The organism is Sulfitobacter sp. SK025, assembly GCF_003352105.1.
GTDB lineage: Bacteria > Pseudomonadota > Alphaproteobacteria > Rhodobacterales > Rhodobacteraceae > Sulfitobacter > Sulfitobacter pontiacus.
The window spans coordinates 1,792,065-1,809,912 of the sequence record NZ_CP025808.1 but is presented as its reverse complement, the minus strand read 5'-3'; the positions used below and the strand labels follow the sequence as shown (position 1 = coordinate 1,809,912).

General features: G+C 62.2%; 17 protein-coding genes. 11 read left to right on the top strand and 6 right to left on the bottom strand.

The window, feature by feature from the left end; genetic code table 11:
- The first annotated feature begins 366 nt into the window (after positions 1–366).
- Positions 367–1,866 (top strand): IS21 family transposase, encoded by a 1,500-nt coding sequence (gene istA / locus C1J04_RS08805; protein WP_114865400.1) that lies wholly within the window; start codon positions 367–369, stop codon positions 1,864–1,866.
- A complete protein-coding gene (gene istB, locus C1J04_RS08800) occupies positions 1,863–2,627 on the top strand; it encodes an IS21-like element helper ATPase IstB (protein WP_009824782.1) in 765 nt (254 codons plus the stop codon). Before istA ends, istB begins: the two co-directional genes overlap by 4 nt.
- A gap of 324 nt (positions 2,628–2,951) precedes the next feature.
- Here istB and C1J04_RS19330 read toward each other — a convergent pair whose 3' ends face one another.
- From C1J04_RS19330 to C1J04_RS08785, 3 genes are all read right to left on the bottom strand, one after another.
- On the bottom strand, positions 2,952–3,365 hold the full coding sequence (locus C1J04_RS19330; RefSeq protein WP_156775805.1) for a hypothetical protein: 414 nt from the start codon (positions 3,363–3,365) through the stop codon (positions 2,952–2,954).
- 755 nt (positions 3,366–4,120) lie between these two features.
- Complete coding sequence (locus C1J04_RS08790; protein ID WP_037954379.1) at positions 4,121–6,433, bottom strand: xanthine dehydrogenase family protein molybdopterin-binding subunit; 2,313 nt, start codon at positions 6,431–6,433, stop codon at positions 4,121–4,123.
- Complete coding sequence (locus C1J04_RS08785) at positions 6,426–6,896, bottom strand: (2Fe-2S)-binding protein (RefSeq protein WP_009826840.1); 471 nt, start codon at positions 6,894–6,896, stop codon at positions 6,426–6,428. Before C1J04_RS08785 ends, C1J04_RS08790 begins: the two co-directional genes overlap by 8 nt.
- A 323-nt stretch (positions 6,897–7,219) precedes the next feature.
- Between C1J04_RS08785 and C1J04_RS08780 the strand changes: the two genes are divergently transcribed.
- Complete coding sequence (locus tag C1J04_RS08780; protein WP_009826839.1) at positions 7,220–7,765, top strand: YaeQ family protein; 546 nt, start codon at positions 7,220–7,222, stop codon at positions 7,763–7,765.
- Positions 7,766–7,825: 60 nt separating this feature from the next.
- Here the strand turns inward: C1J04_RS08780 and C1J04_RS08775 are convergent, their stop codons facing one another.
- Complete coding sequence (locus tag C1J04_RS08775) at positions 7,826–8,206, bottom strand: VOC family protein (RefSeq protein WP_009826838.1); 381 nt, start codon at positions 8,204–8,206, stop codon at positions 7,826–7,828.
- A gap of 54 nt (positions 8,207–8,260) precedes the next feature.
- Positions 8,261–8,650 carry a nuclear transport factor 2 family protein gene (locus C1J04_RS08770; RefSeq protein ID WP_009826837.1) on the bottom strand — a complete coding sequence of 130 codons (390 nt, stop codon included), beginning with the start codon at positions 8,648–8,650 and terminating at the stop codon, positions 8,261–8,263.
- A 97-nt stretch (positions 8,651–8,747) separates the two neighbouring features.
- Between C1J04_RS08770 and ftrA the strand changes: the two genes are divergently transcribed.
- Complete coding sequence (gene ftrA / locus C1J04_RS08765; protein ID WP_254655173.1) at positions 8,748–9,722, top strand: transcriptional regulator FtrA; 975 nt, start codon at positions 8,748–8,750, stop codon at positions 9,720–9,722.
- Between the two features lie 124 nt (positions 9,723–9,846).
- Complete coding sequence (locus C1J04_RS08760) at positions 9,847–11,007, top strand: amidohydrolase (RefSeq protein WP_009826835.1); 1,161 nt, start codon at positions 9,847–9,849, stop codon at positions 11,005–11,007.
- A gap of 33 nt (positions 11,008–11,040) precedes the next feature.
- On the opposite strand, the gene ampC is transcribed toward C1J04_RS08760, so the two are convergent.
- Complete coding sequence (ampC, locus tag C1J04_RS08755) at positions 11,041–12,207, bottom strand: class C beta-lactamase (RefSeq protein ID WP_009826834.1); 1,167 nt, start codon at positions 12,205–12,207, stop codon at positions 11,041–11,043.
- A 208-nt stretch (positions 12,208–12,415) separates the two neighbouring features.
- Here ampC and osmF point away from each other — a divergent pair, with 208 nt between their 5' ends.
- The 6 genes from osmF to C1J04_RS08725 all read left to right on the top strand — a co-directional run bounded on the left by osmF (position 12,416) and on the right by C1J04_RS08725 (position 17,812).
- Complete coding sequence (gene osmF / locus C1J04_RS08750; RefSeq protein ID WP_009826833.1) at positions 12,416–13,330, top strand: glycine betaine ABC transporter substrate-binding protein OsmF; 915 nt, start codon at positions 12,416–12,418, stop codon at positions 13,328–13,330.
- A gap of 11 nt (positions 13,331–13,341) precedes the next feature.
- Positions 13,342–14,514, top strand: a complete 1,173-nt coding sequence (locus C1J04_RS08745; RefSeq protein WP_009826832.1) for an ABC transporter permease — start codon at positions 13,342–13,344, stop codon at positions 14,512–14,514.
- The gene (locus tag C1J04_RS08740; RefSeq protein WP_009826831.1) at positions 14,511–15,446 is read left to right on the top strand and encodes an ABC transporter ATP-binding protein; all 936 of its coding nucleotides are present in this window, start codon (positions 14,511–14,513) and stop codon (positions 15,444–15,446) included. The genes C1J04_RS08745 and C1J04_RS08740 overlap by 4 nt, the downstream gene beginning before the upstream one ends.
- Complete coding sequence (locus C1J04_RS08735) at positions 15,443–16,177, top strand: ABC transporter permease (RefSeq protein WP_009826830.1); 735 nt, start codon at positions 15,443–15,445, stop codon at positions 16,175–16,177. Before C1J04_RS08740 ends, C1J04_RS08735 begins: the two co-directional genes overlap by 4 nt.
- A 76-nt stretch (positions 16,178–16,253) precedes the next feature.
- Positions 16,254–16,904: a DUF1007 family protein gene (locus tag C1J04_RS08730; RefSeq protein WP_009826829.1), complete on the top strand. Its 651-nt coding sequence runs from the start codon at positions 16,254–16,256 to the stop codon at positions 16,902–16,904.
- Positions 16,889–17,812, top strand: a complete 924-nt coding sequence (locus tag C1J04_RS08725) for a nickel/cobalt transporter (protein WP_114865334.1) — start codon at positions 16,889–16,891, stop codon at positions 17,810–17,812. The genes C1J04_RS08730 and C1J04_RS08725 overlap by 16 nt, the downstream gene beginning before the upstream one ends.
- Positions 17,813–17,848 lie beyond the last annotated feature (36 nt).

Here is a 17,848-nt window from a genome sequence, read left to right as displayed (position 1 = left end):
GTGCAGACACGGCGGCTACTTCGTGATGCAGTCGCCGCGCACCACGCTGCATACCGAAACCGATGCTCTGCAGGATGATACTCCTCAAGTTCGGAGGTGCGCTGGGCCGAGCCCTCAAGTCTGCTCATCAACTCAGGGATGAGGTTCTGGCGCCATACCGAGATGTTGACTCTGCTATTTGGCAACCAGCCTACTTGGAACTCACGTTTCGAGCTCGTCAGGTCTATACCAACGAGCTCTCGAAATGAATTCGCAACTTGTGAACGGCGGAGCAATACTCGGCCACGGTAGCGACGGCATAGTGTTGTCGCGGGCGGCGTAAAAGTCGTCCACTTTTGCCCTTTCGGATTTCGGGAGGGCTTGGGGATATACACCGTGGACTTGTATTTGAAGGTGCGTCACGCTCATTTCCAGGATGGATTGAGCGGGCGTCAGATTGCCCGGGATTTTGGGATCAGCCGGGACAGTGTTGCGAAGATGTTGGCCTATTCGGAACCGCCGGGATATCGGCGGACAGCGCCGATCAGGCGCCCGAAGCTGGATGCGTTCACCAGCCAGATGGACCAATGGCTTGCTGAAGACAGGAGCCGCCCTCGCAAGCAGCGTCACACCGCCAAGCGTATTTTCGAGCGGTTGCGGGACGAGTGCGGTTTTGATGGCAGCTACACCATCGTCAAGGATTACGTTCGAGACCGTAAGCGGACCGGCAAGGAGATGTTCGTGCCGCTGAGCCATCCGCCCGGTCATGCACAGGCCGATTTTGGTGAAGCGCTTGTCGTGATCGGCGGCGTCGAGCAGAAGGCACACTTCTTTGCCCTCGATCTGCCGCACAGCGACGCATGCTACATCCGGGCCTATCCTGCGGCCAATACCGAGGCGTGGCTTGACGGCCATGTCCATGCCTTTGCGTTCTTCGGCGCGGTTCCCCAGTCGGTTCTTTATGACAATGACCGCTGCCTGGTAGCCCGGATTCTGCCGGATGGCTCCCGGCAAAGAACCCAGCGGTTCAGCGCGATGTTGTCGCATTACGTGATTCGGGACCGCTATGGCCGTCCCGGCAAGGGCAATGACAAAGGGGCCGTGGAGGGGCTGGTCGGCTACGGACGTCGCAACTTCATGGTGCCGATCCCGTCCTTTCCGGACTGGCACGCGTTCAACGCTCACCTGGAAGAGCAGTGCCGCAAGCGCCAGGGTGATGTTCTGCGTGGCCACAAGGTCAGCATCAGGGAACGGCTGAAGGCCGATCTCGCGGCGATGCGGGATTTGCCCGGCACCCCCTTTGAGGCTTGTGAGTTGCAAAGTGGCCAGGTCACATCGACATCGGTGGTGCGTTATCGCGGCAATGATTACTCGGTGCCGGTTGCCTACGGCCACCGTGCGGTCTGGATCAAGGGCTTCGTGACCCGGGTTGTTATCGGCTGCGGCGCCGAGGTGATCGCTGAGCATTCGCGCTCCTATGACACCGGCGACATGGTGTTTGATCCACTGCATTACCTGGCGCTGATCGAACGCAAGATCATGTCCTTCGATCAGGCCGCGCCTCTGCAGGGCTGGGAGTTGCCCGAAGCGTTCAAAACCCTGCGCCGACTGCTGGAAGCCCGGCAGGGAAAGGCCGGCAAGCGCGAGTATGTGCAGGTCCTGCGCCTTCTGGAGCGCTTCGAGATTGACGTGCTGCATCTTGCCGTCAAAGATGCCCTGCGAATGGGAGCGGTCAGCTTCGATGCAATCAAGCACCTGATCTTGTGCAGGGTCGAGCAAAGGCCTCCGAGGCTGGATCTGGATGTCTATCCCTTCCTGCCCAGAACCAACATCACCACCACCTCCGCCGCATCCTACATGAGCCTGCTGGCAGGAGGTGGGGCATGACGGATGCACCCGAACTGCTGCTGGCCCACCATCTCAAAACGCTTCGGCTGCCCACGTTCTTGCGTGAACATGACAAGCAGGCCCGTATCTGCGCCGCTGAAGGCGTAGATCACGTGCGTTACCTGGCCCGGCTGACCGAGCTGGAACTGATCGACCGGGAACGGCGCATGGTGGAACGCCGGATCAAGGCCGCAAAGTTCCCGACCATCAAAAGCCTGGACAGCTTCGACTTCAAGGCGATCCCGTCGCTCAACAAGATGATGGTGCTGGAGCTGGCGCGCTGCGAATGGATCGAACGCAAGGAGAATGTGATCGCGCTCGGTCCCTCCGGCACCGGCAAGACCCATGTCGCCCTCGGGCTGGGACTGGCTGCCTGCCAGAAAGGATTGCCTGTCGCCTTCGTGACCGCCGCAGCCCTCGTGCACGAGATGATGGAGGCCCGCGACGAAAAACGCCTCCTGCAACTCCAGCGCAAACTCGCCAAGGTCAAACTGCTGATCATCGACGAGCTGGGATTCGTCCCCTTGAGCAAAACCGGCGCCGAGCTTCTGTTCGAGCTGATCTCACAGCGCTACGAGCGAGGGTCGACCCTGATCACAAGCAACCTGCCCTTCGAGGAGTGGACCGAAACCTTCAGCACCGAACGCCTGACCGGCGCGCTGCTGGACCGGCTGACACACCACGTCAACATCCTCGAGATGAACGGCGAAAGCTACCGCCTCAATCAAAGCCGCGCCCGCCTCGCCGCCGCTAACAAATGAACCTCACAGAATTGGCCTGACGGCCAATGCGCCTTGGACCGGGCTTGCTATATGAGGGCCGCACGCTCCAAGGCGCTCGCCCCAAACTGGCCGACTTTTGCTCCGCCACAATGGCCGAATTTTACTCCGCCGTTGACAGGCGAGGGCGCGATCTGCCGCCTGACGACCCAGTCCTATGACCTCTGCTGTCATATCATCCAGGTTTTTCATGCTCGTGTTGGTCTGCATTTCTTCGGTACTCCATAGCTCGATGCTATTTCGGAGCCGCCACCTCGGGGCTCCTTCAAGAGGGCCGGCCCAATCGGGGCCGATCCTGGGAGGAGGTCATGCGAAATCGCAGAGGACATCATCTTCTTGGCACAGCGCCTGCGTGAACGGATCATTTTCTGCGATGAGGCGCAGAAGCGACCAGAGACCATCCGAAAGCAGGCAACAGTCATCGACAAAAGGTGACTCCAGATCGATGGTCGCGAACAACGCGGACTCAATCCGGTCCGGATCGCCGACATAAAAGAGGGTCAGGATCCGATGGAATTCCATCAGATCTGCAGACTGCGCCCGAGTGAGGTGGCGGCAGTGGTTCACGGCCTCACATAATAGAACTACCTTTGTGCGTGCCCCTGGGCCGCCAAGCTGTTCTATGGATTTAGCTAACTTGACGCCGTTATCTCGCAAAAAGCTACGTACGTAGTCCAGTGTTGGGCAGTGGTTGGCTCGGATGGCTTGGTGATAGGTCATGGGGTTCGTCCCGTGGTGGCGCTGCGCCAATTCGGCACCTTCAAGATGCCCGCTTCCCTCCCTTCAAATGGGGCGTAGTGGCCAGACCGTACTGGCTGTAGCAGCAGCACGATCCATCGGTCCGGCACAGTTTCTATTTGGTTTACTACTGGCCTGTCTGAGGTTCCCGGTTCTGCGCGGCCTTACGAACAGGTCCGCGCAAGATCCGGAAACCGCAAACGGCCCTACCTTACTTCGAGGTCACCTACTGATGTCTGATTTAAGGCGCGATATTCTTCTTAAGAATTTACCGGAATCCAGTCATGCGTCGCCCTGGACAGCAAAACTGGTCTCAGCATTCGCAAGCAAATAGTTAACACATATAGGCACTTGCACGTGTGCCTCGTCTGTGGCACCTTTCCGTTATTCGCAGGGAAGTCGCTCCCTAAGTCTTTGATTTCACTGGCTGGCTTCCGTCCCTACCGTCGGAGCCAACTTCCCCTTAGGTGGTTGGCGGCAAACGAAAAAGCGCTCCTTCGGGGGCGCTTTTCGCGTTCTGGGGGCTGCTTGGTTCATCCTTTGCGTTTTAGCTGATGGGGTGCCAATCCCACGCGAAACGCTGCGCAGAACGGCGCGATGCGCAGGGGCGCTGCGCGGTGGAAAACGAACAAATTTCGGGAAATATGGGCAACGGTGCCGGACGGATGGGGTTCAGCCGCGGGCACCTGGTTTGTCGGAACGGGCGGGCGCGATGACTGCGCCCGCCCGATCTGTTTTTAGGACTTCATCGCGGCAAGCACAGCATCGCCGGTGATCGGCAGGTGACGCACGCGCGCGCCAGTCGCGTTGAAGATCGCATTCGCAATCGCCGGTGCGATCACGGTGGTGCCGGGCTCGCCCAGACCAACGGGTACTTCAGTGCTTTCGACAAAGTCGATTTCAAGCTCGGGCACATCGGCCAGACGCAGCGGCGTATAGGCCCCGAGGTTCAGGTCGATAACGTTGCCATTCTCGATCCTTGTACCTTCATGCAGCGCCATCGACAGCCCCCAAAGCGCCGCACCTTCGCATTGCGCGCGCGCCCCGTCGGGGTCCACCACAGTGCCGCAGTCAAACGCCAGCCACATCTTCTGGACATCGACCTCGCCCGTATCAGGATCAACCGCCAGCTTGACCGCCGCCGCTGTCCAGGTCGGCATGCTGCGCGACTGGCCATAGGTGGTGGCAATACCGATTGCGGTGCCCTCGGGCAGCTCTGCACTGCCATAGCCCGACATCTCTGCCACGCGCTGCAAAACAGCGGCCTGACGCGATGCCCCACCAACCGCATTGGGCGCAGAGCCCGCGTTGATACCTTCGGCCTTCAGGTGATCCAGACGGAACTGCAACGGATCCGCACCGACTTTATGCGCCGCTTCATCCATGAAGCTTTCCACAGCAAAGTTGGTCCAGCCCGGTCCGACAGACCGCAGCCAACCGGGACGGAAGGTCGCATTCGCCAAATCGTTCGAGATCGCCCGCACCTGATGCGCACCCACCGTGTACCAGTGATCGGCACCATCGATGGCAAAGGGGTCATAGGGTTCTTCGTTGACACCTTTAGGCATGAAACCCGGTGCCATCACCTGCGTCGGCCAACCGGCTGCGGCGTGGTGTTCCATACCTGTGACCGATTTGGCATCATCGAACGCCATGCGCAGTTTTTGCACGGACGGCGACCGGATGCTGTCGAACTGCGCGTCTTCCTCGCGCGAGAACACCAGCTTGACCGGCTTGCCGACAGCTTTCGAGGCAAGCGCTGCGGGCACGATATAGTCACCGTTCAGGCGACGGCCAAAGCCCCCACCCAGCATATAGCTGCGCATCACGATCTTATCGGCGGGCACTTCCAATGCGGCGGCCAGCGTGGGTAGGATCAGCGATTGCCACTGGTTGCCCGCGTGGGTTTCCCAAACACCATCGGCGTTCTGGAAGACCGTTGCGTTCACCGGCTCCATCTGGAAGTGCAGCACGGATTGCGTGGTGTATTCGGCTTCGAGCATGTCGGCGGCGGCATCAAAGGCAGCGGTCGTGTCGGGCTGCTCTGTGTGCAGGATCGACCCTTCCTCGCCCTGGATCAGCTCGCGCGAGCGCGCCTGAATATCCTCTTCCGAGACATTCGCCGTCTCGCCCGAGGTCCAGTCGACGCTGATCTCGTAGGTCGCCGTGCGCGCGGCGTGCAGCGTTTTGCCCAGCACCACAACCCAACCCGGCACGGTGCCCGACGGGTCGTCGATCACCACGGTTTCAAGGTAACCCTTGATGTCCTTGGCACCGCTATCGTCCACGGCATTCACCTTGGAGCCATAGCGCGTCGGGGGCAGCATCGGCACGCCGTAGACCATCCCGTCGACCTTGGCATCCAGACCATAGATCGCCTGACCGGTGGTTTTCGTATCCAGATCAAGCGGATGCACGTCCTGCCCCACAAGGCGCAGGTCAGCGTGAGGTTTCAGCGGCAGGGCTGCCAGTTCTTCTTCGGTGAAGCTGCGGTCAAGACCCTCGGCCACCAGATCACCATAGCTGATGGTTTGCGTGCCATCGGTCACCGCACCGTCGCGTGCGGTCAGACCCGAGGCATCAACACCCCATTTGGCCGCTGCGGCTTCGATCAAGGCGGTTCGGCCAGCGGCCCCCGCTTGACGGTAGACAGGCCAGCTTTGCCAGATTGACCAGCTGCCGCCGGTGACCATCAGGCCCCATTTCTCGGCTGTATCGACATGGGTGATGTGTACGTTTTCCCATGCGACTTCCAGCTCGTCCGCCAGAATACGCGCGATGGCGGTGCCGACGTGTTGGCCCATCTCGGCGCGGATGATGTTGACGTTGACCTGACCGTCGGCGTCGATCCAGTACCACATCGACGGCTCGAACGTGTCGCCATTGGGCGTGACCGGCGTGCCATCCGGCACCGCAGGGTTCATTGCGGCGTTCGATGCCTGCGGGAAGCCGAATGCAACGCCAACGGCCGTCATAGAGACAAGGAATCCACGGCGGGTCATCTGGGGTTGCGTCTCTGCGCCTGTGAGGCGGGAAATCAAATTAGCCATTGTCGGAGCCTCCCATAGCGGTGGCGGCGTCGCGCACGGCTTGACGGATTCGGGAATAGGTCATGCAGCGGCACAGGTTGCCGGTCATCACCGCGTCGATGTCGTCATCGCTGGGGTTGGGCGTGTCTTTCAGCAGCGACGCTGCCTGCATGATCTGTCCCGACTGGCAATAGCCGCACTGGGGCACGCGCAGGTTCCGCCACGCTTCTTGCACAGGGTGGTTGCCGTTTTCGTCCAGCCCTTCGATGGTGGTGACCTTCATACCTTCGACATCCGAAAGATAGGTGATGCAGGACCGTGTGGCCGTCCCGTCGATATGCACGGTACATGCGCCACAGGCACCGATGCCACAGCCGAACTTGGTGCCGGTCAGTCCGATCTCGTCACGGATCGCCCACAGCAGGGGCGTATCCGGCTCAGCGTCGACAGAGACCTGCCGTCCGTTCAATTCGAATTCAATCATTAAGTCGTTGTCCTTGGGTAATTTTTGCCTAGGGCGGAGGGCGCGTATAACAGCGTGGTTTCGAACTGGTCAACATAGGTTTCATGGCACCCTTTGACAGGTCTGGACCAAGATGATCACGGGATTGTCAGACGTCCGTGCGCGATACGCGTTTGACGATCTTACACGGAAGGCACGCTTGGCGAAAGAATATTTCGCCACCCCTCACACACGCATGATTTTCCACAGCGCAGTCTCGCCTTGTTTATCCAGTCGCCGGCAGGTACTGCCCCCCATCACCAGACTGTACAGGACAGTCCGGTCATCAAGGGTCCGGCAACGTCATGGCGCAAAATTCTCTGATCTACAAAGTCGAGCTTTCGGTCTCGGACATGGATCGCCACTACTACGAGACGCACAAGCTGACCGTGGCCAAACACCCGTCGGAAACCGATGAACGTCTGATGGTTCGCCTACTGGCCTTTGCCCTGAACGCGCATGAGCATCTTGAGATGACAAAGGGCCTGTCGACCGATGATGAACCCGATATCTGGCAAAAAAGCCTGAGCGACGAGATCGACGTTTGGGTGGCTCTCGGCCTGCCAAGTGAAAAGATCATCCGGCAGTCCTGCAACAAATCCGCGCGGGTCGTGATCTATCCTTATGGCGGCAAAACCGCAGAGGTCTGGTGGGACAAGGTCCGCAGCGGCACCGCCCGTTTCGACAAGCTCGAGGTCGTCAATCTGGCAGAGCATGACACCGCGGCGCTGGCAAAGCTGGCCAGCCGCGCGATGAAGCTTGGCGTGCATATTCAGGACGGTGACGTGATGGTCAGCGTCGATGACAGCGTCGTCTACCTGACGCCCCAGACGTGGAAAGACGCGGGCTGACGCGCCACTGGCTTAGGGGGTGACCCCTCGCCAGCGCGCATTTAAGCGATAGTTGTTCCGTTACTGCATGGAGTGGAAGCCGACCATATTGCCCTCTGTATCCTGACACACGAGGATCCAGCCAAACTCACCGATGGATGTTTTCGGCTGCGCGACACTGCCGCCCGCGCTGGTCGCGCGTTTCTCTTGGGTGGCGCAATCCTCGACCATGAAATAGACAATCGTGCCCCCGACCCCTGGCCCCGCATAAGGCGCTTTGGTCAGCGCGCCCCCCGCGCCATAGGCTGTCATCTCGGTCGGGAAACTCATCATCTGCATCTCACCGCTCGGGTCTGGCATCGGCTCCAGCTTGTTGTCGAGCATGGCTTCGTAGAACCCGACCGCCCGATCAAGATCGTCCACATAGATATCGAACCATCCTACGGCATTCATCTTGGTCATTTCCTATCCCTTTCAGATGTTTGGTGTTGTCGTAAAATCGAATTGCCCCGCCGCTCAGACCGCATTGGACGCGTCAATGCGCCGCTCAAGATGCCAGATCTTCGATACAATCTGCCACCCCTGCGCGCCCTTCACGAAACCAAGGTGATCGACGAAGACATTGTCATGGGCGCGGATGCGGATTTTCACCGTTGCACTCAGTGGCGACAGCATGTCGATCATCAACACCTCTGCCTCGCGCGGTTGCCCGGTGCTGGCAGGAGAGACGCGGGCCCCGACATCACGGCTGAAACTGTCGATCGGCTCTACAAAGACCGTCCCATTGTCGCCGTCAAACAGGCTCGAGTCCGGGTGGAACACGGCATTCAGCTTGTCGGTGTCACACTCGTGTATCGCGTCAAAATAGGTCTCTATCGCGCTCAGCAGGTCAGGGTGCAGGGTCATGTCAAACCTCCGGTATGTGTTGCTGATCCAAGATTGCCATTTGTGCGAAACCCGCGATACTGGCTATATTGACAAGCTTCGGTCGGATTCTGCCAAAATGTCCCAAATTGCGCCCCGAAACGCCCCCTTGGTCTGTGCGCTTGCCTATGACGGGCTGTGCACCTTCGAATTCGGCATCGCGGTAGAGCTTTTCGCCCTGCCCCGACCCGAGTTCGCGGATTGGTACCGCTATGCGACAGTTAAGGCCGAACCCGGTCCGATCCGCGCCACAGGCGGCATCACGATCGAGGCGCAAGACGATCTTGATCTGCTGCGGCAAGCCAGTCTGATCATCGTGCCCGGCTGGCGCGGTGCCGATGCCCCTGTCCCGCCCGCGCTATGCGCCGCCCTGCAAGACGCCTATGCCCAAGGCGCGCGGATCGCGTCGATCTGTTCAGGTGTCTTTGTCTTGGCCGCGGCGGGGCTGCTGACAGGCAAAAGCGCCACAACCCATTGGCGCTACACCGATAAGCTGGCCGCGCGCTACCCTGACATATCCGTGGACCCTGATGTGTTATTCGTGGAAGACGACAGGGTTTTCACCTCCGCCGGATCGGCGGCGGGGCTGGATCTGGGGCTGCATATCATTCGTCAGGATCACGGCGCGCAGGTCGCTGCGTCTGTTGCCCGACGGCTTGTCCTTCCCGCACAACGCGATGGCGGGCAGCGTCAGTTCGTGCCCCGCCCCGAGCCCAAGGCGCGGATGGGGTCTGATCTTGCGGCGCTACAGGATATGATCCGCGCCACACTTGACGAGGACTGGCCGATGGCGCGTATGGCACAAACCGCCGCGACCAGCGGGCGCACGCTTGCCCGCCGGTTCCGCGAAGAGACAGGCGACACCCCTCTCAACTGGCTCAAGCTTGAACGGGTGTCCCGCGCCGCTGAACTGCTGGAAAACAGCGCCATCCCGCTGGCCGATATATCAGACGTCTGCGGCTTCGGCTCGGCCGAGAGTTTTCGCCGCGATTTCCGCAAACTGATGGGCGTTCCTCCGATCCGGTATCGCGAAAGGTTCGGGGCTGCCGCCTAGCCCCGCCCCCTACGCGCGGTTTCCTGAACCCTCTGCACAAACGCGGCTACCCTGCACCTGTCGCGTTTGCTAGGGCTTTGACATAGCATACCAAAAAACCCCGAAGCAGAAGGTGTCGCGTTTTATGTTGACCAATAGTGATCTTGTGGAACTGACCGAATTTCGCCGCGCGCTGCACCGCCATCCCGAAGTCTCTGGCGAAGAGGTAGAGACCGCAAAGACCATCGCTATTGCGCTAAAGCCACTGTCGCCCACCCGCATCCTGACAGGTCTTGGGGGGCACGGCGTCGCGGCGGTGTTTGACAGCGGCACGGCTGGCCCGACGGTCCTGTTCCGCGCCGAGCTTGACGCCCTGCCGATAGAAGAACGCAACAGCGATATCGACTGGCTGTCCGAGGTCGCGGGCAAAAGCCACGTGTGCGGCCACGATGGTCATATGACGATGCTGCTGGCTTTGGGGCGCATGATCGCGCGCAAACCGGTAGCCACGGGGCGCGTGGTGCTGATGTTCCAACCCGCAGAAGAGGACGGCAGCGGGGCCAAAGCGGTGGTCAGCGATCCCGCTTTCGATGCGATCAAACCGGATTGGGCCTTTGCGATCCACAATGAACCGGGCAGCCCATTCGGCTATGTCTCCACCCGCATGGGGCTGATCAACTGCGCGTCGATGGGGCTCAAGGTCAAGCTCAGCGGGAAAACGGCCCATGCCGCCGACCCGCAAGACGGGGTATCGCCCGCGCTCGCGGTGGCACGGCTTATCCCCGCGCTGGATGATCTGGGCCACGGCGACGGCGGCCCGCGCAACGACGACTTCCGGCTGGTCACCGTCACCCACGCCACTATAGGAGAGCCGACTTTCGGCATCGCGCCCGGCGCGGCAGAGGTGTTTGCCACCCTGCGCACCGCCGGCGATGCGGGGCTGGAAAGCCTTGAGGCCGCCGCGCGCGATCTCGCATCAACGATTGCAGCTGACTACGGTCTTGGCGTCTCTTTCGAGGTGCATGACCATTTCGCCGCTTCGATCAACGACGCAGACGCCTATGCCGTAGCGACCAAAGCGATGGAGGCGATCGGCGTGCCCTTTGGCGAGGAAAACGTTCCCATGCGCGCCTCTGAGGATTTCGGCGTATTCGGCTGGGGGGCCAAAGCCGCGATGCTGTGTCTCGGGCCGGGGGAGGATCACGCGGCCTTGCACAACCCCGACTATGACTTCCCCGATGACCTTATCCCCATCGGCAGCGGGATCTTTGACCGCATCGCCCGAGATCTTCTGGGGACGGCGTAACCCGCCCCCTTCTGAACGCGCCGCCCAAGCCCGCTAGTCCTGCGTCGCCAGCAAATCGGTGATCAGCGCATAGGTCGCACGGACCCGCGCCTCGTTCGGGTAGTTGCGATTGGCAAGCACAACGATCCCAAGGTCTTGCCCCGGCAGTAGCGCGACATAGCCGCCGAACCCGTTGGTCGCGCCGGTCTTGTTCAGGATCACATCGCGCTGCGGCGGCAACGGTGGGGTCAGGCGGGTCGCGGGCTGGGGCGACAGGATAAAGTCATAACCGTTGCCCGCCTCCATCCTGGCGACATCGACAGGCCAAGGGTACTGTTCCCATATCATGTCTTGGGTGTAATAGGCCGTCTCTGCCTGCCCCTGCCGTGTGCGTTCAAGCGCTGCGGTCAGCGCGGGATCTGCCCCGCCGCGGCCCAGCTCCAGATCCAGCAGGCGCAGCATATCACGGGCGGTCGATTTCACCCCATAGGCTTCATCTGCCAACACGCCGGGGTTAACGCGAATGGGCGCATCCGTCTTGCGGTCATAGCCAAAGGCATAGCGATCCATCGCGTCATCCGGCACGTCGACATAGGTGCTGCCAAGCCCCATCGCGGGAAACAGCACATCCTCAGCCGCTTGGGCAAAGGACATACCCATGGTCTGTGCCGTGATATGCCCCAGCAAGCCGATGCTGACGTTGGAATAGCTGCGTGTCCCCGGTTGCGGCGGTTGCCAGCTCTCTAGCCAGCGGATCAGCTCGGGCACATTGCCCACCTCGCCGGGAACCTGAAGCGGCAAGCCACCGGTGACATGGGTGGATAGATCAACCAGCCTTATCGCGCCGAAAGCGGCCCCCTCAAGCTGGGGTATGCTGTCCGACACCGGCGCATTCAGATCAAGCATACCGCGGTCTTCTGCCAATGCGGCCAACGTCGCGGTGAAAATCTTGCTGATCGACCCGAGCTCAAAGATCGTATCCGGCGTCGCCGCGAGATTGCCTTTGCGCGCCGCCACACCCGTCGCATAGAAGCTGTGCTGCCCCTGCCAGGTGATGCCCACGACCAATCCGGGGATTCGATACTGCTCGATTACCGGCGCAAAGCTGGCACCTGCGATCTCGACAATCTGCTCGCTCGTGGCGCTTTGTGCGAACAGCGACGCGGGAAGAGCGAAGGGGACCGACAGCACGACTGCCAGCGCGAGGTTGGGGGATTTCATATCTGCTTCGACCTATTCATGGGTGTTGCCGACGTCATTAAGCGGCACGCCTTCAACGCACAAATGCGAAAATGCGCGGAGGGACCGATGCGTGCCCCGCCGCTTGCCGCTTTCACAGTAATTTCCCTTGGCTTCCCGGCTTTGCCCGCTACCTTGATCCCCAAGTTGTGCAAACCAGTCACTTTTTACGCCAAGGAGCCTGCATCTCATGAAAAATTCCCTTCGTATCACCGTATCCGCCGCGACCCTTACCGTAGCACTCGCCTCGGCCGCGGCCGCCGACATCACTGTCTCGTCCAAGATCGACACAGAAGGCGGGCTGTTGGGCAACGTCATCGCCCTTGCGCTCGAGGACGCGGGCCTGCCCGTCGAACGCCGCCTGCAACTGGGCGGCACGCAGGTTGTCCGCGAGGCGCTGCTGTCCGGCCAGATCGACATTTACCCCGAATACACCGGCAACGCGGCCTTCTTCTTTAACGAAGCAGACAGCGACGTGTGGAAAGACGCCGAAGCCGCACACGCCCGCGCGGCCGAGCTGGACGCCGCGCAAAACGATGTCACATGGCTGACCTCAGCCCCTGCCAATAACACATGGGCCATCGCGGTGACCGGCCCCGTGGCGCAAGACAACAACCTGACCACCATGTCCGATTTCGGCGCATGGGTCGCGCAGGGCGGCACGGTCAAGCTCGCGGCCTCGACCGAGTTTGTGTCCTCCCCCGCGGTGCTGCCCGCGATGCAGGACACCTACGGGTTTGAACTGAACGCGGACCAGACGGTGATCCTGTCCGGCGGCGATACAGCGGCCACGATCCAGGCCGCCGCACGCGGCACATCGGGTGTGAACGCCGCGATGGTCTATGGCACCGACGGCGGTGTCGGTGCCACAGGTCTGGTGGTGATGGAGGATGACAAGGGCGTGCAGCCCGTCTACGAGCCCGCCCCCATCGTCCGCGCCGAGGTGCTGGCCGAATACCCGTCGATCCCCGAGGTGCTGAACCCCATTTTCGAGGGGTTGGATATGGCGACGCTGCAAAAGCTCAACGGGCGGATTCAGGTCGGCGGTGAACCGGCAGAGGCCGTGGCCCGTGATTACCTCACCCAAGCCGGGGTGCTGGACTGATCCGGGGCACGATGTCCTTGCAGACCTCTCGGGCGCGGCTATCCGCGCCGGGGGTTCTGTTTGCCGTTCTGGGGGCCGCAGCGATGCTGGCCCCCTTTATGACGCTGGCCGCAAACCGTATCGTGGCGGGGGACGCGGTGCCGATCTGGGCGGTGGTCCCCGTATCGCAGACGATCCCCGGATTGGCAGCGATCGTGGCGGGGCTGGCGTTAGGCCTGCCTGCAAGACACGTGGGACTGCGTCTGGCGGGGCCGCTTGTGGGGCTGGCGGGGTTGCTGTGGCTGCTCGTCCAAGGCGCGCCAGCGCTGCTGGAGGGCGCGGGCGATTACGCAAGGGTCTCTCCGGCGGCGGGGTTCTGGTGCTTGCTGGTGATCTTTGCCTTGCTCATGGCCGATGCGATCACCGTGATGAAACCGGGGCCCTTTCAGCGCGCACTGTTGCTGGCAGCGGTGGTGGGTGCCATGACCGTCGTGCTCGGCTCTGGCGCGCTGGCACCGCTGTCGGTGATGCAGGAATTTGCCGCGCGCCGTGACGCCTTCGCGTCCGAGACGACGCGTCACCTGTGGCTGGCCTTCGGGTCGCTTGGCATGGCGGGGCTGATCGGCTTTCCCATCGGCGTTCTGAGCCACCGCAAACCCGCGCTGCGCAGCGCGATCCTGCCGGTGCTGAGCTTTCTGCAAACCATCCCCTCGCTCGCCATGTTCGGGCTGATGATCCCCCTGCTGGGCTGGGTCGGTGCCACCGTGCCCGGTGCGCGCAGCATTGGCATCGCGGGCATCGGATTTGCACCGGCCTTTGTCGCACTGGTGCTCTATTCGCTGCTGCCCGTCGTGGGGAACACCGTGGCCGGTCTAGCCGCCACTCCGCCGCAAGCCCTGAACGCCGCGCGCGGAATAGGCATGACAGCGGCGCAACGCCTGTGGCGCGTGGAACTGCCCATCGGCCTCCCCGTGATCCTGACCGGCCTGCGCATCGTGCTGGTCCAGAACATCGGTCTGGCGGTCATCGCGGGGCTGATCGGCGGCGGCGGCTTTGGCACATTCGTGTTCCAAGGGCTGAACCAGACCGCGACAGACCTGATCCTGCTGGGCGCGCTGCCCACGGTCGCGCTGGCCCTGACGGCGGCTATCGTGATGGATATTCTGGTCGACCTGACCCGCCGCCTCCCCAAGGAGACCCCATGATAGAGATCGACAATATCACCAAGATCTACGACAGCGCCCGCGCCGTCGATGGCGTGTCGATGACCATTGATACCGGCACGATCACCGTTATCGTGGGCACCTCCGGCTCGGGCAAGACAACGCTTTTGCGGCTGATCAACCGGCTGGAAGAGCCCACCTCGGGAGAGGTGCGGATCAACGGGCAATCAACCCTCGACGTCAAACCGCATATCCTGCGGCGGCGGATCGGATATGCCATTCAGGGGCACGGGCTGTTCCCGCATCACACGGTCGCGCGCAATATCGGCGCGGTGCCGCAATTGCTGGGCTGGACCCGCGACAAGATCGACGCCCGCGTGGACGAACTGCTTGATCTCTTCTCGATGGCACCGCCAGAGTTCCGCCACCGCTACCCCTCTGAACTGTCGGGCGGGCAACAACAACGGGTCGGCGTAGCACGGGCCCTCGCCTCGCGCCCTGATCTGATCCTGATGGATGAACCCTTTGGCGCGCTTGACCCGATCATCCGCACCCGCGCGCAAGAAGATCTGCGCCGCATCCAGCAGGCGCTCGGCTCCACCATCATCCTCGTGACCCATGATATGGAGGAAGCCATTCGTCTGGGCGACCGCGTGGCGGTGATGGATGGCGGCAAGCTGGTGCAACATGCCACCCCGGCAGAGATCATCACCCACCCCGCAACAGATTTTGTGGCCGATATGGTGGGCGATGTCGAACGCCCGCTGCGGCTGCTTTCCCTGACGCCACTGGCTGAGGTGATGGAGGACGGTCCTGCCAGCGGTACGCCCCTGCCCCGCGAGGCAAATCTGCGCGACGCGCTGTCGGCCTGCCTGTGGACAGGGCGCAGCGCCGTGCCGATCACCGATAAGGGCAAGATCATCGGCCGCGTGACGCTGGACGCGATCCGCACCCGCGCCGAGGTGCACGCATGACAGCGGGCAACCTGCTACGCGCCGGTTTGCTGGCGCTGCTGCTCGCTCTGGTCCTACAGCCCGATTGGTTCGCGCCGCTCTTTGCGCCGCTGGCCCCGGCGGGCGGACCGGTCATTTACGCGCGCAGCTCTTTGCTCTCGCTCTCGCTCAGCCATTTGGGGCTGGTGGCCCTTGCCTCTGTCGCGGCGACGCTGGTGGCGGTGACGTTGGCGATCTTTGTCACCCGTCCTGTGGGCGCGTCCTTCCTGCCGCTGTCGCGCACGATCACCAACATCGGCCAGACCTTTCCCCCCGTCGCGGTGCTGGCGCTTGCCGTGCCTGCCTTGGGGTTCGGGGCGGGGCCGACGCTGGTGGCGCTGTTTCTCTATGGGCTGCTCCCGATCTTCGAGAACGCGATCACCGCCCTGTCGACCCTGCCCCCCGCCACGATGGAGGCCGCACGCGGCATGGGGCTGAACCGCTGGCAACGCCTGTGGCGGGTGGAGCTTCCCCTCGCCCTGCCCGTGATCCTGACCGGCATCCGCCTGTCCGTCGTCATCGCCCTTGGCACCGCCACCATCGGCTCCACCGTTGCCGCACGCACCCTGGGCGAAGTCATCATCGCCGGGCTGCTGACCAACAATACCGCCTATGTGCTGCAAGGCGGGTTGATCGTGGGCCTTTTTGCGGTGCTGATCTATGACGCGATGGCCCAGCTTGAACGTTACCTGAGCCGACGCATGGGGGGGTAAACCGCGCCGAGTGGAAGCGCGCCGATCCGCCGCCCCCGCAATTGCGCCCCCTGTCCAAGACTTGTATCACACCCCTATGATCCGACAGCTTGCCCCCTTTGTCCTCACCCTCTGGGCCGCGCCGCTGGCCGCGCACCCCCATGTGTTTATCGACACGCAGCTCTCGCTTGTCGCCGACGATCAAGGGCAACTGACCCATGTGCGGGTGACCTGGCAGTATGACGCGCTCTATTCCTTGCTGGTGACCGAGGATATGGGCCTTGATGCCGACGGCGATGGGGCGCTCACGGAAACGGAGCTTGCGACGCTGAACGGCTTTGACATGCAGTGGGTCGACGGGTTCAACGGCGATCTGGTCCTCAGCGCCGAGGCGAACACCATCGCGCTGTCCGGCCCGACCGAGATTGCGACGCAGTTCGACAACGGACAGATCACCACAATGCATACCCGTGCGCTGGAAACCGCAGTGCCCGCGGGGACAGCGATCACGATCAAACCCTATGATGCGACCTATTACACCGCCTATGATATCACGACCGCAATAGACACCACGCACGCGCCGACCTGTCGCGCCCGTGTCGCCATGCCCGATGTCACCGCCACGATGGAGGCGCTGCAACAACAGCTCGCCCAGCTTGATGCCCAGACCGATCCTTCCGACGCGGGTCTGCCGGATATCGGCGCGCAAATGGCCCCGACGGTGAATGTATCTTGCGCCGCGCCCTGACCGTGATTGCCTTGAGCGTGGTCATCGCCCTTGCCGCGCTGTGGTGGACCGGCGGCTTTGACCGGCTGGCGCAATGGGCTGCGGCGCATCAACGCGCGTTTCAAAACAGCATCGCCCTCTCGCTGCGCGCCGTGCGTGCAGGCCAGCCAGAGGCGGTAACCGCCCTGCTTTCCGCCTGTTTCGCCTATGGCGTGGTGCATGCCGCAGGCCCCGGTCACGGCAAGGTGTTGATCGGCGGCTATGGCGCGGCCAAGGCTGTGCCGATGCTGCGCCTGTCGGTGATTGCGCTGCTGTCGTCGCTGGGTCAGGCCGTGACGGCGGTGGCTCTGGTCTATACCGGCGTGAGCCTGTTTCACTTGGGGCGCGAGCGTATGATTTCGCTGTCAGAGGCGATTATGGCTCCGGTGAGCTATGGCGCGATTGCCTGTGTCGGGCTGTGGCTGTTCTGGCGGGGCCTGCGCCATTTCCGCGCGACGCTTCCCGCGCCGCAAGATCATCACCACCATCACCACCATGACCATCATCACGACCATGAAGGTATCTGCGCCACCTGTGGCCATGCGCATGGCCCCACCGCTGAACAGGTTCGACAGGCAACCACCCTGCGCGAGACGCTGCTGCTGATCGGATCTATCGCGGTGCGGCCCTGTACGGGGGCGTTGTTCGTGTTGATCATCACGCTTCAGATGGGGATCGCAGGCGTCGGGATTGCCGGTGCTTTCGCGATGGCCTTTGGCACCGCGACCATCACCATCGCCGTGGGTCTGGGGGCCGGCGCGTTGCGCGGCGGCGTGCTCGCCGGATGGGCGAGCACCCCCCGTGCAGCCCAGATCGCCGCCCTGATCGAGCTTGCCTCGGGGCTTGGTGTGGCCCTGTTGGCGGGCGGATTGCTGCTGCGGGCGATCTGAGTTTACCCGCTCGACAAGCGAGACGGTCAAAACTAT

What these genes read in the sequence shown, in the direction of transcription:
- istB (WP_009824782.1), top strand. Translation starts at nt 1,863, where the DNA reads ATGACGGATGCACCCGAACTGCTGCTGGCCCACCATCTCAAAACGCTT.
- C1J04_RS19330 (WP_156775805.1), bottom strand. Translation starts at nt 3,365, where the DNA reads ATGACCTATCACCAAGCCATCCGAGCCAACCACTGCCCAACACTGGAC.
- C1J04_RS08790 (WP_037954379.1), bottom strand. Translation starts at nt 6,433, where the DNA reads ATGGCTAATTTGATTTCCCGCCTCACAGGCGCAGAGACGCAACCCCAG.
- C1J04_RS08785 (WP_009826840.1), bottom strand. Translation starts at nt 6,896, where the DNA reads ATGATTGAATTCGAATTGAACGGACGGCAGGTCTCTGTCGACGCTGAG.
- C1J04_RS08780 (WP_009826839.1), top strand. Translation starts at nt 7,220, where the DNA reads ATGGCGCAAAATTCTCTGATCTACAAAGTCGAGCTTTCGGTCTCGGAC.
- C1J04_RS08775 (WP_009826838.1), bottom strand. Translation starts at nt 8,206, where the DNA reads ATGACCAAGATGAATGCCGTAGGATGGTTCGATATCTATGTGGACGAT.
- C1J04_RS08770 (WP_009826837.1), bottom strand. Translation starts at nt 8,650, where the DNA reads ATGACCCTGCACCCTGACCTGCTGAGCGCGATAGAGACCTATTTTGAC.
- ftrA (WP_254655173.1), top strand. Translation starts at nt 8,748, where the DNA reads ATGTCCCAAATTGCGCCCCGAAACGCCCCCTTGGTCTGTGCGCTTGCC.
- C1J04_RS08760 (WP_009826835.1), top strand. Translation starts at nt 9,847, where the DNA reads ATGTTGACCAATAGTGATCTTGTGGAACTGACCGAATTTCGCCGCGCG.
- ampC (WP_009826834.1), bottom strand. Translation starts at nt 12,207, where the DNA reads ATGAAATCCCCCAACCTCGCGCTGGCAGTCGTGCTGTCGGTCCCCTTC.
- osmF (WP_009826833.1), top strand. Translation starts at nt 12,416, where the DNA reads ATGAAAAATTCCCTTCGTATCACCGTATCCGCCGCGACCCTTACCGTA.
- C1J04_RS08745 (WP_009826832.1), top strand. Translation starts at nt 13,342, where the DNA reads ATGTCCTTGCAGACCTCTCGGGCGCGGCTATCCGCGCCGGGGGTTCTG.
- C1J04_RS08740 (WP_009826831.1), top strand. Translation starts at nt 14,511, where the DNA reads ATGATAGAGATCGACAATATCACCAAGATCTACGACAGCGCCCGCGCC.
- C1J04_RS08735 (WP_009826830.1), top strand. Translation starts at nt 15,443, where the DNA reads ATGACAGCGGGCAACCTGCTACGCGCCGGTTTGCTGGCGCTGCTGCTC.
- C1J04_RS08730 (WP_009826829.1), top strand. Translation starts at nt 16,254, where the DNA reads ATGATCCGACAGCTTGCCCCCTTTGTCCTCACCCTCTGGGCCGCGCCG.